General features: G+C 43.2%; 16 protein-coding genes and 1 riboswitch. Of the genes, 10 read left to right on the forward strand and 6 right to left on the reverse strand.

Annotated features, from left to right (window positions below; genetic code table 11):
* Positions 1-39 precede the first annotated feature (39 nt).
* Entirely contained in the window at positions 40-870 is an 831-nt protein-coding gene (locus L1D23_RS17785; protein WP_239869264.1) for an HDOD domain-containing protein, read from the reverse strand.
* A gap of 214 nt (positions 871-1,084) precedes the next feature.
* Between L1D23_RS17785 and L1D23_RS17790 the strand changes: the two genes are divergently transcribed.
* The 4 genes from L1D23_RS17790 to L1D23_RS17805 all read left to right on the forward strand — a co-directional run bounded on the left by L1D23_RS17790 (position 1,085) and on the right by L1D23_RS17805 (position 4,185).
* On the forward strand, positions 1,085-1,588 hold the full coding sequence (locus tag L1D23_RS17790; protein WP_239869638.1) for a lactoylglutathione lyase family protein: 504 nt from the start codon (positions 1,085-1,087) through the stop codon (positions 1,586-1,588).
* Positions 1,589-1,686: 98 nt separating this feature from the next.
* A riboswitch (TPP riboswitch) is annotated at positions 1,687-1,785 on the forward strand.
* 104 nt (positions 1,786-1,889) lie between these two features.
* The gene (gene thiD / locus L1D23_RS17795; RefSeq protein ID WP_239869295.1) at positions 1,890-2,720 is read left to right on the forward strand and encodes a bifunctional hydroxymethylpyrimidine kinase/phosphomethylpyrimidine kinase; all 831 of its coding nucleotides are present in this window, start codon (positions 1,890-1,892) and stop codon (positions 2,718-2,720) included.
* Positions 2,721-2,756: 36 nt separating this feature from the next.
* Positions 2,757-3,419: a thiaminase II gene (gene tenA / locus L1D23_RS17800; RefSeq protein ID WP_239835745.1), complete on the forward strand. Its 663-nt coding sequence runs from the start codon at positions 2,757-2,759 to the stop codon at positions 3,417-3,419.
* A 151-nt stretch (positions 3,420-3,570) separates the two neighbouring features.
* Complete coding sequence (locus tag L1D23_RS17805) at positions 3,571-4,185, forward strand: YopT-type cysteine protease domain-containing protein (protein ID WP_239869312.1); 615 nt, start codon at positions 3,571-3,573, stop codon at positions 4,183-4,185.
* 366 nt (positions 4,186-4,551) lie between these two features.
* Here the strand turns inward: L1D23_RS17805 and L1D23_RS17810 are convergent, their stop codons facing one another.
* Entirely contained in the window at positions 4,552-5,358 is an 807-nt protein-coding gene (locus L1D23_RS17810) for a sulfite exporter TauE/SafE family protein (protein WP_239869640.1), read from the reverse strand.
* A gap of 105 nt (positions 5,359-5,463) precedes the next feature.
* Here L1D23_RS17810 and L1D23_RS17815 point away from each other — a divergent pair, with 105 nt between their 5' ends.
* Complete coding sequence (locus tag L1D23_RS17815) at positions 5,464-6,276, forward strand: helix-turn-helix transcriptional regulator (RefSeq protein WP_239869314.1); 813 nt, start codon at positions 5,464-5,466, stop codon at positions 6,274-6,276.
* A 69-nt stretch (positions 6,277-6,345) separates the two neighbouring features.
* On the opposite strand, the gene L1D23_RS17820 is transcribed toward L1D23_RS17815, so the two are convergent.
* Entirely contained in the window at positions 6,346-7,257 is a 912-nt protein-coding gene (locus L1D23_RS17820) for a LysR family transcriptional regulator (RefSeq protein WP_239869316.1), read from the reverse strand.
* A 98-nt stretch (positions 7,258-7,355) separates the two neighbouring features.
* Here L1D23_RS17820 and L1D23_RS17825 point away from each other — a divergent pair, with 98 nt between their 5' ends.
* The 3 genes from L1D23_RS17825 to L1D23_RS17835 all read left to right on the forward strand — a co-directional run bounded on the left by L1D23_RS17825 (position 7,356) and on the right by L1D23_RS17835 (position 10,918).
* Entirely contained in the window at positions 7,356-8,204 is an 849-nt protein-coding gene (locus L1D23_RS17825) for an NAD(P)H-binding protein (RefSeq protein ID WP_239835749.1), read from the forward strand.
* A 489-nt stretch (positions 8,205-8,693) separates the two neighbouring features.
* Positions 8,694-9,437, forward strand: coding sequence for a phosphatase PAP2 family protein (locus L1D23_RS17830; protein ID WP_239869349.1), 744 nt, complete (start codon positions 8,694-8,696; stop codon positions 9,435-9,437).
* Positions 9,438-9,673: 236 nt separating this feature from the next.
* Entirely contained in the window at positions 9,674-10,918 is a 1,245-nt protein-coding gene (locus tag L1D23_RS17835; protein WP_239869351.1) for a hypothetical protein, read from the forward strand.
* A gap of 243 nt (positions 10,919-11,161) precedes the next feature.
* Here L1D23_RS17835 and L1D23_RS17840 read toward each other — a convergent pair whose 3' ends face one another.
* Together L1D23_RS17840 and L1D23_RS17845 are read right to left on the reverse strand one after the other, a co-directional pair.
* Positions 11,162-11,452 carry a hypothetical protein gene (locus L1D23_RS17840; RefSeq protein ID WP_239869360.1) on the reverse strand — a complete coding sequence of 97 codons (291 nt, stop codon included), beginning with the start codon at positions 11,450-11,452 and terminating at the stop codon, positions 11,162-11,164.
* Positions 11,453-11,557: 105 nt separating this feature from the next.
* Entirely contained in the window at positions 11,558-12,424 is an 867-nt protein-coding gene (locus L1D23_RS17845; protein ID WP_239869372.1) for a LysR family transcriptional regulator, read from the reverse strand.
* Positions 12,425-12,524: 100 nt separating this feature from the next.
* Between L1D23_RS17845 and L1D23_RS17850 the strand changes: the two genes are divergently transcribed.
* Positions 12,525-12,896, forward strand: coding sequence for a nuclear transport factor 2 family protein (locus L1D23_RS17850; RefSeq protein ID WP_239869374.1), 372 nt, complete (start codon positions 12,525-12,527; stop codon positions 12,894-12,896).
* A 68-nt stretch (positions 12,897-12,964) separates the two neighbouring features.
* Here L1D23_RS17850 and L1D23_RS17855 read toward each other — a convergent pair whose 3' ends face one another.
* Positions 12,965-13,897 (reverse strand): LysR family transcriptional regulator, encoded by a 933-nt coding sequence (locus L1D23_RS17855; RefSeq protein WP_239869376.1) that lies wholly within the window; start codon positions 13,895-13,897, stop codon positions 12,965-12,967.
* Positions 13,898-14,004: 107 nt separating this feature from the next.
* Between L1D23_RS17855 and L1D23_RS17860 the strand changes: the two genes are divergently transcribed.
* A complete protein-coding gene (locus tag L1D23_RS17860) occupies positions 14,005-14,949 on the forward strand; it encodes an NADP-dependent oxidoreductase (protein WP_239869379.1) in 945 nt (314 codons plus the stop codon).
* Positions 14,950-14,963: the final 14 nt, after the last annotated feature.

Consider the following 14,963-nt stretch of genomic DNA (forward strand, 5'->3'; position numbering starts at 1 on the left):
TGAGTAAAATGGCGAGGCTTGTGACCTCGCCATTTGACATTAGGCTGCATTGAGCTGAATCGCGAGATCTCGGCCGTTGCCGCGGAATTTATCGACAGTTGGCGCGAAGGCTGCAGAAATATGCAGCAAGCGAGAGTCAGGGTGCTCAGCCAGATAGCGTGCTTTTGCATCATCGTTGTCTAGTTTATCCCAATCGCGGTGGATCGAGCGAGCAAAGTGCAGGGTGGTGGCCATTTTAGGTGACAGTTCTGCATCTCTAGGATCATGATAATTCGCGATGGCATCCACCATGGGTTCTGGGAACTTCCAAGTCTTTGCCAACTTAGCGCCCAATGTTGGCGCAGTAATATCCAGTACTTCTTCCTGGACTGCAATCGCGTCTTCTCCTGCCTCTGCACGTTCATGGATCTTGACTGCAGCATCAGGTACTAAAGTATGAATCATCAGTTCTCCAATGTTATGGAGAATACCTGTGGTAAATACTTCGTTGGAATCCATGCCCGTTTCGTCGGCAATCTTGCTGGCAATGACCGAAACTTCGAAGGTGTCTTCCCAGTATTGGTCCATATCCAGTGTTTTGAGCTTAGGAAACGCACCAGAAAGTACGGAAGCCACTACCAGAGTTCTTACTGGACCAGTACCAACACGAAGCAAAGCTTCGTTAACGGAAGAGACCGTTTTATTGCCACCGAAATGGGCAGAGTTCGCCATGCGAAGTAATCGAGCACTCAATACCTGATCGGTAGCGATCTTTCTCGAGAGCTCGCCAAAATCAACCTCGTCCTGATTCACCATATCAAGCAGTTCTTGCAGTACTTTCTGGATTCTTGGTAACTCGTTAAGACGAGAAATTAAAGCCTCTTGACTCATTGGCACTCTCCTTTTTTACTTATGAGTTTTCTTACTATAGAACAGTAAATTAGTTTCATACAAAGTTGGAAACGAAGAAGTTCTGAAAATATTTTAATAACAAAAAATTATTAAAATAAGAATTATTGATAATTTTTAATTGATTTAAGTGTGACCTAATATGGACTCAACGAAACGGGAGAATTCCCAATGCATGAGTAAAGAAGAGGTCTACATGTCTACTCCATATCCACGCAATTTTTCTCATATCGGTATTTCAGTACCTGACTTAGAAGCAGCAGTTAAATTTTATACAGAAGTACTTGGTTGGTACCTGATCATGGAACCTACCGAAATCGTTGAAGACGATTCTGCTATCGGTGAAATGTGTACTGACGTATTTGGTGCCGGTTGGGAGCATTTCCGTATTGCTCACCTTTCAACGGGTGATCGTATCGGGGTTGAGCTGTTTGAGTTTAGGAATCAGGAAAACCCACAAGACAATTTCGAATATTGGAAAACAGGTATTTTCCACTTCTGTGTGCAGGATCCAAATGTGGAAGAGCTGGCAGAGAAGATTGTTGCAGCAGGTGGTAAGAAGCGTATGAAAGCGCCACGCTATTACTACCCAGGTGAGAAACCTTACCGCATGATCTACATGGAAGACCCATTCGGTAACATCCTTGAAATCTACTCTCATAGCTACGAGCTGCATTACTCAGCGGGTGCTTATAAGTAAGCCATCCAACTCTTTAGGCGTATTAGTGGTTAAATGACGATTCACACTTATTGTAAATTTAACAGTGCATTCGCTTTTTAATTACTGTTATTATCAGCGGTAAATAGTCGGGGAGCCTTTAGGGCTGAGATCGCATTGCGAGACCCGTAGAACCTGATTCAGTTAGCACTGACGTAGGGAACTATTCGCACCGAGGTTTGAATATGCAGGCTTTGGTGTACTCGCTTTCTATGATTCGATCTTGTACTGATCACTTCATATTTGGCAGAGAGTTCCTGTACGTCTTGTAATAGGAGCCATCATGCCACATTCACAAGACACCCCACCGATTGTATTAACCATTGCAGGCTCAGACAGCGGCGGCGGCGCTGGTATTCAGGCCGACATTAAAGCGATGTCGGCAACGGGCAGTTACGCCTGCTCAGTTATCACTGCTATCACCTCACAAAATACGCTTGGCGTAAGCGCAATTCACCCGATTCCTCTGGAGCATATTGAAAGTCAGCTTGACGCTGTGTTTACGGATCTCAATGTGGTTGCCGTTAAAGTCGGGATGTTGGCTGACGCGCGGATCATTAAGGTCGTTGCGGACAAAATCAGGCAGTATCAACCTGCATATTTGGTGGTCGATCCTGTGATGGTTGCAACTAGCGGTGATCTTCTGCTGGAGCAATCTGCGATAAGTACATTAAAAGAACAGCTTATCCCTATGGCGGATCTGATCACCCCTAATCTTCCTGAAGGAGCGGCTTTGATCGATAGTGCGGTGCCGGAAAATGAAGATCAGATGGGCAATATGATCGAAGGATTACGTGCTTTGGGTGCCAAAGCGGTATTGCTGAAAGGAGGGCATTTAGAAAATGATGACAACAGCAATGATTTGCTGATCTTAGCGCAAACGAGTGAACTTCTGAGTGCCAAACGACTTCCAACGCGAAACACTCATGGAACAGGCTGTACTCTATCGTCGGCGATTGCGTCTTATCTTGCGCAAGGCAATAGACTACATAAAGCCGTGTATTTGGGTAAACAATACATCTCCCAGGCCATCGCTCATGCTGATGAACTCAACGTAGGCAAGGGACATGGACCAGTCCATCACTTTTTCTGTGGGCATGTCAATGTTCGTTAACGGCAGAGTCGATGTTTAGTAAGGGGATTCGAAACAATGAACTATCAGGATCTTATTGAAGCTTGTCAGCCGGACTGGCAGGCATACACGCAGCACGATTTTGTTCAGCAACTGGCGCACGGCACTCTTGATCAACACTGTTTTCTTCATTACTTGAAGCAGGATTTCTTATTCCTTAAACAGTATGTACGTGCTCATGCTTTAGCCATCTATAAAGCTCGTACATTGGAAGATATGCGCTTTGCATTACCGAGTGTTCAAGTCTTGTTAGAAACTGAAATAGATCATCATGTGACGTACTGTGGTCAGTGGGGGCTGACAGAATCAGATCTGGAACACGAACCAGAAGATGTGGCGACTATCGCCTATACGCGTTATGTGCTTGATACGGGCATGATGGGGGATTTGGTCGCACTGTATGCCGCGCTCGCGCCATGTTCAATAGGCTATGCAGTGATTGGAAGTGCTTTGTTAGACAATAAGGAGACCGTTTTGGAAGGAAATCCTTATGCGAGTTGGATTGAGTTGTATGGTGGTGAGTCGTTTCAAAATGGAGTCGCGCAGAGCGCTTTGCATTTTAATCAGCTCTTAAAAGATATCAATCCGCATAGCCAACGAGGTCAGAGCCTGATTCAGGTGTTCAGAACGGCGACCAGAATGGAGGTGGCGTTTTGGCAACAAGGCCTAGATGCCATCTAGCGTAAATAAAGGCTCGGATAATTTGGTCACAAACTAATAAACTGAATTTTTACTCTAAAAAATAATTAGGTCACTACTCTCTTAGTTGCTATTTTTAACTGAATGAATATTAAAGGCATTATTGCTATTAACAATAAGTTGGAGAGGATCTATGAAGGACAATATTGTTGCTAATTTTTCGCAGGTGGATGTTATGAAGGCGAAGAAAGGGACATCTGCAGCAGCAACTCATGGTGCTTGTCATAACTTCAGTATCGAGTGGCTGAGTTTTATGTTCGAGAAAAAAGGCAATGCGGATCAGCGTATGAAGCGGTTATCTGTGCGTGATGGGGCTGGTAACCCAGTGTTACAAAAAACGTTTGCCAGTCGTTGGTCTGAAGGTGGATCTTCTTACCAAGTAGCCGATAGGATGATGATTTCACTACGCGGTTTGAAAGAAACGGCGCTTTTATACGACTATTCATACTTTAACATCAAAAATATTGTGAAAGCCGTGACCAAACCTCAACACGCAGGTTTTATCTACTCCTTCTGGTTTCCTGGAACCGTTGTTGGAGCTGATGGTGCGCACACTATTGCCTTTTATCGTTCCTTGTCACCAAAGCAAGGGAGCCTAAAAACAGACAATGATACGGTGTACATTTTTGAGCCGAACTTTGGCGAGTTTGAAGTACCTAGCAAAGATTTTGAGAGCTGGTTGACCAAACTGGCGAACTTCTATGCTCCTTTCCAGTATCATATGGTAAAGACTGTGGCAGCAGCGTAACTTGTATTCGTTCATTTCCTAATAAAGGCACGGTGAGGTGTAGCTGGTTACCATTTTTCACTACTGCATGCATCCAATCTCTAAGAATCTATTTAGAGTCGCCGAGAGAAGTTAAGCAAGCGAGGAGCCAGTTTTATGAAAAACTGGCTCTTTTTATTGTATTGGTTTGGACTCAAATTGCTAACGCTAAACCTTGATATACGAATTCAACTGATCAGTCTTAACTTTCAGCTGAGAAATGCAGTATGCATCTATGTACAATGCGGATAATCAGTTAATTGAGGTATGCAAAAAATGGATGAGTAAAAGGTAAGATTTATTCCCGCATCAATCTGTAAACCTATAATTGGCTATATTCGGATGTCCCTAATTCAGTGTCTGTACCAACATTTTGAAACTCAGAACAACACATAAAATACCAACGATCTTTTTGAGTATATTACTTGGAAAATAGTCAGCACATCGCACGCCAAGGCTAGTAGTTAAGTAACTACTGATGGAGAAGCAAACCATTGCAGGAAGGTATATATATCCTAAAATTAAGTTGCTCAAATCTGTATTTTCCCAGCCATTTAGCATGTACCCGAAACTGCCAGACAGTGCGATTGGGAAGCCTATTGCCGCAGATGTACCAATAGCACGTCTTACCTCAAAGTTTTGCTGGATAAGATAAGGGATTATTAGACCGGCACCGCTTATAGAGACCAGTGCAGAAATGAAACCAATCACTGAGCCGACAGTGATATTACCGATGCTTCCATGTGGACTTTTATTGTTTTTATGATCTTTGCTTCGAAACATTTTATAAGCAACATACAGCATAAATACGCTGAAAAAACCTGCTAAGTGTACGCTTTGTAGATTCGATGCCATTAAGGTCGCGCAAAATGTGCCGATCAGAACTCCGCCCAACATTTTGATTACCATGCTCAAGTCAACGTTCTTTTTTTTGTGGTGAGCACGCATACTACCCAATGTTGTAATGATCATCGAAGCCATCGATGTCCCAAGTGCTAGGTGGATTAGTTCAGAATCTGCTATACCTTGTATGGAAAACAGTAACGCAAAAATAGGTACTGCCATACCACCTCCACCAACTCCAACGAGTCCGGCAAGAAAGCCAACCCCTAATCCAGCTGTGATGTAATAAAAGATAAAGATAGATTCGTTCATCATAGATCCGCCTTCGATAAAACTGGTCGATGCGAAAAGATTACTCGAACTCTATCATGTCATGATAACGTTATAAGGACATAAAATAATGAATAATGGACAAAGTTGAACATCTCTAAAGAAATGCCAAACTGTGATTACAGTGAATGGCAAAATGGAGCTGCGTTAATTGCTAAGGAATGGCAGCATGAACGGAGTGATTTCAATCAGTTGGAGCAACGGCCGCATAATTGGCACAAGCATTATCGTGGTCAGTTGTTGTGTATAGATGAAGGGCTAATACAGGTTAAAACCGATGAAGGAACTTGGATCTTACCGCCTCATCGCGCGGGTTGGATACCTCCAAACGCTATGCATAGCGTGTATTTTTGTGGTTCTCTGAAAGGTCGCTCATTACTGTTTACGCCAGAAGTCTGTGGCCAGTTTCCAATTAGGCCTTGCGTGATCGAAATGAGTGATGTCTTAAAAGTCTTGTCGATTAGAGTATCGACATGGAGCAAAACAGAGGATCTATCATCCAAGTGTACGCGCATTCTTTCGGTGATTTCTGACGAAGTTGGCAATAGCCCCCACGAATCACTTTATTTTCCATTGCCCAAAGATCCAAGGCTACAAAAGATCACTCAAGCGATTCTAATTGATCCAAACAGCAAACACTCTATTGAGTATTGGGCAAGCATAGGAGCGGTTTCATCTCGAACACTAAGACGCTTGATTCGAAGTGAGTTAAACATTAGCTTTAGTGAATGGCGGCAGCAGATATTACTAATTCATTCGCTAGAAATGATGGCACGAGGAGTATCGGTAGGAGAAGTCGCCTATGCTTTAGGTTATTCAACGCCCAGTAACTTTATCGCTATGTTTCGCAGGGTTTATGGTGAGTCACCTACGCGTTACTTTTCGAATCGCAGTATTTAGTTACGAATATTTTATTTGGGTTAGTTTTGTCCAGACTGAGTTTAGAACAATCTAATCAAACTGACTTTGTTACATCGGCTCACGAATACCTGGGAGTTTTAGCAGTTCTTTCTGTTTGGTGAAGATAAACTCGATAAACATCGACAGCTTTTTTGATTTCGTTCTCGACTCATGGAATACAAGGTAGAAGCTGAGCCAATTAGGCCACAGTGCTTTACACACGGGCACAATTTCACCTTTTCTTACTGCTGAATGGGCATCAAAATACGGAACATATATCATACCTAAACCTGCTTTTGCGGCTCGCACTACCTGCTGCGGAGATTCTAGTAACAAGCCAGAGTTCGGAAAAATTGTGAGCGGTTTGTTATCTTGCTGAACGAGCCATGGCAAACCTTTTCCTTTAACTCCAATATTTACTACTTCATGTCCCTGCAGCCACTCCAAATCTTGGATACCATCTTGTTTTTTTAACCAGTTAGGTGATGCATATATACCGTATTGCAATTCAAACAAGCGTCTTTGTTTCAGATCGGAATCTAATAAGGGCCCCTGACGAAATGCAATATCAATTCTATCTTCGAAGAAATCAAGGTTTTCATTACTGCCAACCAGTTCGATGTTGAGTGTTGGATAGATGGATTTAAACTCGATGGCCCAGTCGCTGAGAGGCCAATCAACAAATTGTAATGGGGCGGTGATACGTAACGTACCAGATACCTGTGATTGAGTGTCTTGCCAATCTTTTAATGATTGATAACTTATTTCGAGCTGTTTGGTTAGAGCTAAATATTCTATTCCTGATTGGGTTAATTGCATATTTCGAGTATTTCTAACCAATAACGTAGTCCCTAACTGGCTTTCTAGATTAGCAATACGTCGACTTACGGTGCTGGTGGGTACCTTTAGTTCGATAGCAGCTTTCGAAAAAGAGCCAGTTTTAGCCACAGTTAAAAACCATAAGCTAGCTTCAAGATCCATTGTTATCCCATTTTTGGTAAGCAGGTAATCATTTTATCCTACTAATAATCTTAATCAATGGCGCTTATGATGAATGCTTCATTTATAAGGAGTATATTATGTTCAAGACCATTGCTGTGATCGGCGCTACCGGAATGCTTGGTTCACCTGTAGTGAAAGCATTTGCTAATGATGGTTATACTGTTCGCGTCATTTCAAGAAACCAGTCTAAAGCTCGTGGGTTATTTCAAGGCTCGCAGTTTGAGTTTGTCGAAGCAGACTTATTCGATGACGAGAGTCTAGCTGCTGCGTTGAAGTATGTAGAAGCTGTTCATATCAATCTTAGTGGTTGCAGCCCAGAGTCTTATCTCCAGAATCATGTTGAGGGAACAAAGCAGATCCTCCGAGCCGTTGATCAATCGTCAATACAATTGATAACTATGATTTCAACTGCGACAGCGTATGAACAGAACAGCTTCAGAGTTGATACACAAGCAAAGCTAGAAGCAGAAAGCTTATTAAAAAACAGCGGCATCCCATATATGGCATATCTGCCAAGTTGGTTTTTTGAGACCCTAAACTTATTAGTTGATCAAGAGACAGTGACTACCATGTGTGAGTCAACGAAGCCCATCCGATGGATTAGCGCTGAGGACTACGCCCAAGCTGTTGTGCAGAGTTATAAACTACCTAGGCTATACAATAAGCGATTAACCTTACTTGGGCCGGAATATTTCACAATATCAGAAGCAGCTGATCTCTATGCAAAAACAAAAAACTTATCTCGGCATCACATGACAGAGAGCCAAGCTTGGGCGTATGCCAAAGAATTGGGTGATGACACTTTATTGGATGCTGTCGATTTGCTGTCGTACACTGAGAATGTTGGAGAAGAACCAGACCCCATCACTTTAGAGCACCCATTTAAGGCCTCAACCAAACTATCCGATTGGTTAAAAGTAAACTAATGATAATTGAGTATGACAGTTCCTGTGTATTGGGAGCTGTTATCGCTTGTTATCGAAGCGGTGAACAATAGCAGAGAAGTGTTTTTTATATTTAAAATATTGAAATATATGAAATTTAAGTAAGTGATGCTATAACTGGAAAGTTACACGATATAGTTGAACTGTCAGATTGTACTCAGCTCTGTTGACCCCAATTCATTGCGAGTTACAGAAAGGCCTGTAGTCAAAATCATGCAGCAACTAGTGGAAGGTCTCTCGCCAAGATAAGGTGATTTAATCACTGCCATATCTGTTTTTTTGAGTTGAATTTACGGGTGAAATTGCTTTTGTGAATGTGTGTTTTTTTGGTTATTTTCTATAAAAATGATTTACTGTGACTCTTTGAGCAAGCCGGTTCGATCTTTCATCAAATTGACATGGAGTTGATAAATTTTCCACCTTGAGTCGACTAATATTCTGCATCTGACAGATTCGGTGCAGGATATCACGGTGAAGAATTTTCTTATCGAAAAACAGTATGGTACAGGCCTTTTAGTCGCCTTTCTTTTGCTCATTGCGCCTATGAGTTTATTGACCAGCCATATTGATTTACTGAGCACCGTATCGGACCCACTGGGGCTAACCTTTACCCTCTTGACTGACTCTGCAGGCTCAAAAGGCGCCATTATCACTCTGTTTGTTTTGGTCGCTATTTCTTGGCGGTTGCTCCCGAACCGTATCGAGTGGTTGAGTAAAATGGCTCAGCTTGGATTAATTCTCTTAATCGGGTTTGTGTGCAAAACCGGCCTTAAACAAATGACAGAAAGTCCACGACCTTATACTGAACTTCTGACTCATCAACTGCTGATTCCACAACCATCCCACTTCTATAATTTAAGCACAGTGCAACAGCAAGATGTGATAAACGACATTTCTCACAGTGTGAGTTCGTGGCGTACACGTCATTGGCAGGGGGAGAAAGACTATTCATTCCCATCGGGTCACACCATCTTTGCTGCCATTTGCCTTGCTTTCTTTGGGCAGTTATTTATCCACAATCGACGCTACGCGCTGGCTACGGTATTAGGCGTATGGGCAGTTGGTATGGCGTACAGCCGATTGTGGTTAGGTATGCATCGACCTGTTGATCTTATGGGGTCGGTGCTATTTGTCCTGATGTTGTATATGTTGGCTCCAAAATTCGATCGGATCACTGAAAAGCTGTTCTCTCGCTGGTCCCATTTAACGACCTGATTCAATCACTCATTGATACTGCCTTAGTCCTGCACGTCATGCTCTGACCTGCGGGGCTTCTTTTACTTGTGCGATGATATATTGTACGCATCCCTAATTTTCGTATGCTTTTTTGTAATTAAAGTAGCAAAACAGACCACATAACTGATAAAACTCGCTATTATTTGTCTTGTTTATGTAATTATCACTTTCGATATTGAATTTAACGTGTCGTTACTGTTTGGGCAGAGGTTTGCATGCAGATAAAACTATTAAAACGTCTGATTAAAGACAAAATGTTCGGTAAAACCACTAATACGGCATTAGGTGTTCAGGTTGCACAGATGGCAGATGCTCGTATGGGGGCGATGTACATGTTAGCTAACACTGAAATTACTAAAGTGGCGAAGATTTCGAACGCGCACTTTTTTGAGGCCTTTGTGGTTGGAACTGAGCCCTTTGCTGATTTTAAAGGTGCAGCAATGGGTCTGCTTAATAAAACCGATGCGATGACCAAGCTGAAAAACAGCAAAATAGCTAAGAAAGCTTCTAAGGCGGCGGAGAAAGTTGGTGAAGTTACATCTGCGATAAAAACGAAGTTGATACAGCTGTTTTCTGATTTTTTTCGTTCTTTGCTTGATAAAGTGAAGAACATTTATGGCGACTTGTTGCACGGTGTCGAGTGGTTAGCTGAAGTTGGCACTTGGCTGACTAGTGAATTTGCCGGGACCTTCTCAAATATTATTCCTGGGTGGGGCTATGTGCAAAGTGCTTCTGGGCTCTATTCTGCAGCGAAAAAGTCGGTATTAAAATCCAAAGATCTGATTTCACAAATCTATCGTGGTCGTGGTGTCGACTTACTGGGTGGACACCCAAGCATTATCTCGAACGCTCTGGCTCGCCATTCTGCGAAAGGCGCACTGGGTGGCATTAAAGATTTTACTATGGGTGTGGCAGGCATTGGCTTGCAAGCCGCTGGTGATGCGGCAGCAGGGGTTGGTTCATTGATCAGCTTAATCACCAGTATTCTTGAGCGTATTATCAAACTGGTGGACTTCTTTGTTCAACGTAGCCTTCTCGCGAAAGTTGTTAAACGTGCTAAGAAAGAGTGGAACAATCGTACCGCTAAAGGCAGCTTAGTGAATGACCATAAGATGTTCTCTGAATGGTTCCAAAGTGCGGTGATCACGACGCCAATTATCGCGGCTCTGGTGATGGGGAGTGGCTTTGTCGGCCACCCCTATAAGTTTGTCCAACTTCTGACGCCTAAACTGGAAGTGATATCGCAAGGGGATTTTGATAAGGCTGTGGTCTATATAGACAAGCTGAAGTCCCTATCGAGTAAATATGTTCAGGAATACGTTGATAGTTATAAGATTGATTTCACCAGTAAAGATGGTGTGGTCAATGCGCGCTTGAATGAATTGAAGAAAGGTAAAGGCTTGCTTGATGGACACGAGTTTGTAGTGCAGTCTGCGACGCCAGTACCTACTACACCTTAGCTATAACCGATAAAAAACGGGTCATTGATCCGTTTTGCGCGATTTGGATGGGAAAAGTAGCGAGCATCGCCATTGAATGATTTAGACACTTGGTGAGCGACTCTTAGCAGTAAGAAAATCGGCGTTGTGGTCGGCCAAATCCGCTAAAAATATCTCGATTGAGGCATTACTCGAGATGATTGGATGAGCAAAAACATCAGGAAAAGTGCGCCAGCAAATAGCACTTTCCCTGACTAATAAGCTTTACAAATCACGCATTAAAATCTCATATTCTTCATTAGCTTCAGAAATCAGATGGTGCAACTCAGTTGCATCTCTATCATCCAAATCCAGTTGCCATTGGTGTTGTGCTTCTTTTCCTTTAATACGTGTCTTACCGTTAAGTTTCTCAAAACTAATATCACAGAGTTCCGTTTGGTGATGCTCATTTTTTTCAATAATATCAACATCTAATAACCCTGTTGGGTTGACCTCTATATGAGCATGGAAATGGTTTTTGTCTTGTAATTCGTAATCCCTAAATGTTGAAATCATGCTGTCCTCCTTATCTAGTTTGCTGACGCGTTTTAAAATTGTAGGACACAGAGTTTGAACAATAGGTGAAATAATCATGAAGCTTGATCTTGGTTAAACGCTTGTTCAAAAAACCGTCACGGATTTCAGTCTTTTTTCGATCGCTTCTATGGCTCGAATGACCGATGTGGGTGGGGATTTAGAATAAGGGTGAAGAGCGTAGACATTATTGTGCATCAGCTGCTTTTGTTTAAAGCAGGGTTGCACGTCCGGATATTGACTGAGCATAAAATCAGGAAGCAAACCAACCCCCATATTTCGCTGAATCAGGCTAGCCACCTGACTGACCGTGTTGACCTTATGATGGGTAATATATTTAAGCTCAGCAGAACGGACGCCTTGGGTATCGTAAAAACGGTGTGTGATGGTTTTGGGCTGCCAGTGGTTAGCGATGTACTTGGCAGTTTCAGGCGCTTGACCACTATTTACTGATTGGCATAGTACGTCGCGAAATTGACCAATGCGCTTTTGTTTTACATTGCTGTCTGGTGACTCGCCAACTCGAATGGCTAAATCAATGTCGTGTTGCATTAAGTCCAACTGCTTGTCTTCTGCGACTAAGTTTAGCGATACATTGGGAAAAGGAGCAAAAGCATCACTCAATGCCGGGACGACAATACTCTCCATTAATGCAATGGGGGCGGTGATAGATAGCTTGCCGCTGGGCTCTTTTTGTAATTGACGAATGTCATCCCACGCTGTCGACATAACGTCGTTGATTGTGATGCAATGTTGATAGAACCTTTCGCCCGTAGGAGTGAGTGACTGCTTACGAGTGGTGCGCTTTAACAGATCGGTCGCGAGCTCACTCTCCAGCTGTTTAAGGTGAGTACTCAGGACTGATTTCGACAACTCCAATTTGTCAGCAGCCTTCGAAATCGAGCCTGCCTCGACTATCGCTTTGAAGATCATCATTTGTTTGTGTTTATTCATTATTGTTCTCTTTATCCAAACAGTGATTTCTAATTTATCTGTTTTTCTTGGTTAATCCTAGACCTAAACTTCTCCCCATCAGATAAGAAGGAGAAACACAATGAGTCAATCAGTATTAGAAGCGTGTCAGGCAGGTATCGAAGCGTGGAAAGCAGCATTTAACCGTCAGGATGCAAAAGGGTGTGCAGAGCAATACGCCGAAGGCACAACCATGATCGCCAAGCCATTTGGTGCGTTTGAAGGTCGCGAGCAAATTCAGGCGTTTTGGCAAAACATCATTGACCAAGGCTTTAGCGATGTATCTTACACAGATACGACATGGGAAAAAGTCGATGACAATAACTATATCTTGTCGTCAAAGTGGACGATGAACAAAGCATTCGGTGTGGTACATAAAGAAGTGTGGACATTGCAGGAAGATGGTAAAGCTCGCTTAACTTACGATGAATTCGAAGTGCTGGGCGAACGATAATAAAAAAGGGGATACGCATGGCGTTTCCCCTTTTCTTCTTAATTAATGTCTGAAGTGAAAGTAGGCGCTCAGGCTTTATGTAGCTCTCCTTGATTTGAAAACACGTTAGGTTCTGCTGCAACAATCGTTTCGATCTCTTTGACTAGCCATTTCAACGCTTGGTTATGCTGATGTCTTCGGTGCCAAGCAATGGAAATTGTGGGGGAAGGAACGGAGATAGGAATCGGCTTTTGAATCAGTCGTCCTGTCTGTATTGCTTTGCTGGCCACAGTGAAAGGCATAACGCTTATGAGGTTGGACTCTTCCAGTAAGTCCATAGCTGATGAAAAGCTATTGACGGTCATGGCGACGCGTCGGTGTCGTCCTTTGAGTGCCAAGCAGCTGTCTACCGCGCCGCTTGGGTCACCGGAGAGTGAGACCAATAAATGATCAGCGCCGCAAAACGTATCCAGAGAGAGTGTTTCATCAGCCAGTAGGTGATCGGGGCGCATTACGCAGGTGAAGTGATTGTCATATAAGTGGCGAACTGAAATTTGCTCATGCGCTGTTGGGTAGTAATCCAGCACCAGATCCACCTCAGCTTCCAGTAATAGCTTTTGTCCATCCCCCTTAAATGGAACTGCATACAGATCAATCGCTTGCGCTCTATCTTCAATAATCGTACGTAACCGTGGCCAGAAAAGACAGCTGATACCATCGGTTAACGCGACCCTAAGCTGAGTTGAAGAAGTCATCGGATCGAACTTAGGGGGAGAGATGGTATGACTTATCTTACTGAGAGGGTCGGCGACATCTCGCCATAGCTGCCTTGCATAAGGGGTAGGGGTGACTCCTCGTCCATGTTTGACAAACAGAGGATCTTTCCATGCATAACGCATTCGTGATACCGCTTTAGACACTGAAGGTTGGGTCATCGCTAATTGCTCTGCTGCAATAGTGATAGACTGCTCGCGCATGATTGCATCAAAAATGACAATCAGATTTAAATCAATTTTGGCCATACAATTCATTCCTAATTGGAATAACTTTTATATCAACTATCAATTAGAAGAAATAGCTTATTCGTTGAATACTGAAGCTGTACTCATCACAGATAAGGAAAAAAGTTATGAAAGCAGCATTCATCAAACAATATGGAGACGCGGTAAAACTCAACATTGGTCAGTTGGAGCAACCAGAAATTTCAGCGAATCAGGTATTGATAAAAGTCGCGGCTTCTGGAGTCAACCCTGTGGATTTTCATATACGTAACGGCATGATGGCAGACTCTGGTGCTCACACCCTTCCACTGATTCTAGGTTGGGATTGTTCTGGGGTGGTTGCGCAGGTTGGGGCAGAGGTTGATGGCTTGGAGCTGGGCGATAAAGTGCTGTCATTTACGCCTATTGCTGAGCAGGGGACTAATGCGGAATACGTCGCTGTGAACGCGGATTTGGTCGTACTAAAGCCTGAGCGGATGAGCTTCATCCAAGCCGCGGCTTTACCATTGGCTTCTGTGACGGCATGGCAAGGTTTGCATACCTATGCTGGCATTAAGCAAGGACAAACTGTTCTCATTCATAATGCTTCAGGTGGTGTCGGATCTTTCGCTGTACAAATCGCAAAAGCAGCAGGCGCCCATGTTGTGGCGACAGCCTCCGACATTAAATTGGAATATGTAAAGTCCCTAGGGGCAGATGAAGTGTATAGCGAAGCACAAAAGGATTGGCACTCTTCGATGAGATACGATATCGCCTTTGTTGCTAAGGGGGGTATGGATTTGCTTCATCGAACGGTGCCCTGTGTGAAGGCGGGTGGCCGAATTGTTTCAACGTTTGATGAACTCTCTGAAAGTGATGCTGGCACCAATGGTGCAACGTTCACAAGAATGTGGGTTGAAAACAACGCTGATGATCTTAATAAGGTACTTGCTCTGTTCAATGAGCATCAATTAACTATCCCGATAGATACGGTTTATCCACTTGAGGACATTCAGCTCGCTCATAAACGCTCTGAGCAATACAAAGCTGTAGGAAAGATTGTTCTGACGGTGGACTCTAAGCTGAAATATTGACTCGAACGTAAGAA

Source organism: Vibrio sp. Isolate24, from assembly GCF_022398215.1.
GTDB classification, from domain to species: domain Bacteria; phylum Pseudomonadota; class Gammaproteobacteria; order Enterobacterales; family Vibrionaceae; genus Vibrio; species Vibrio coralliilyticus_A.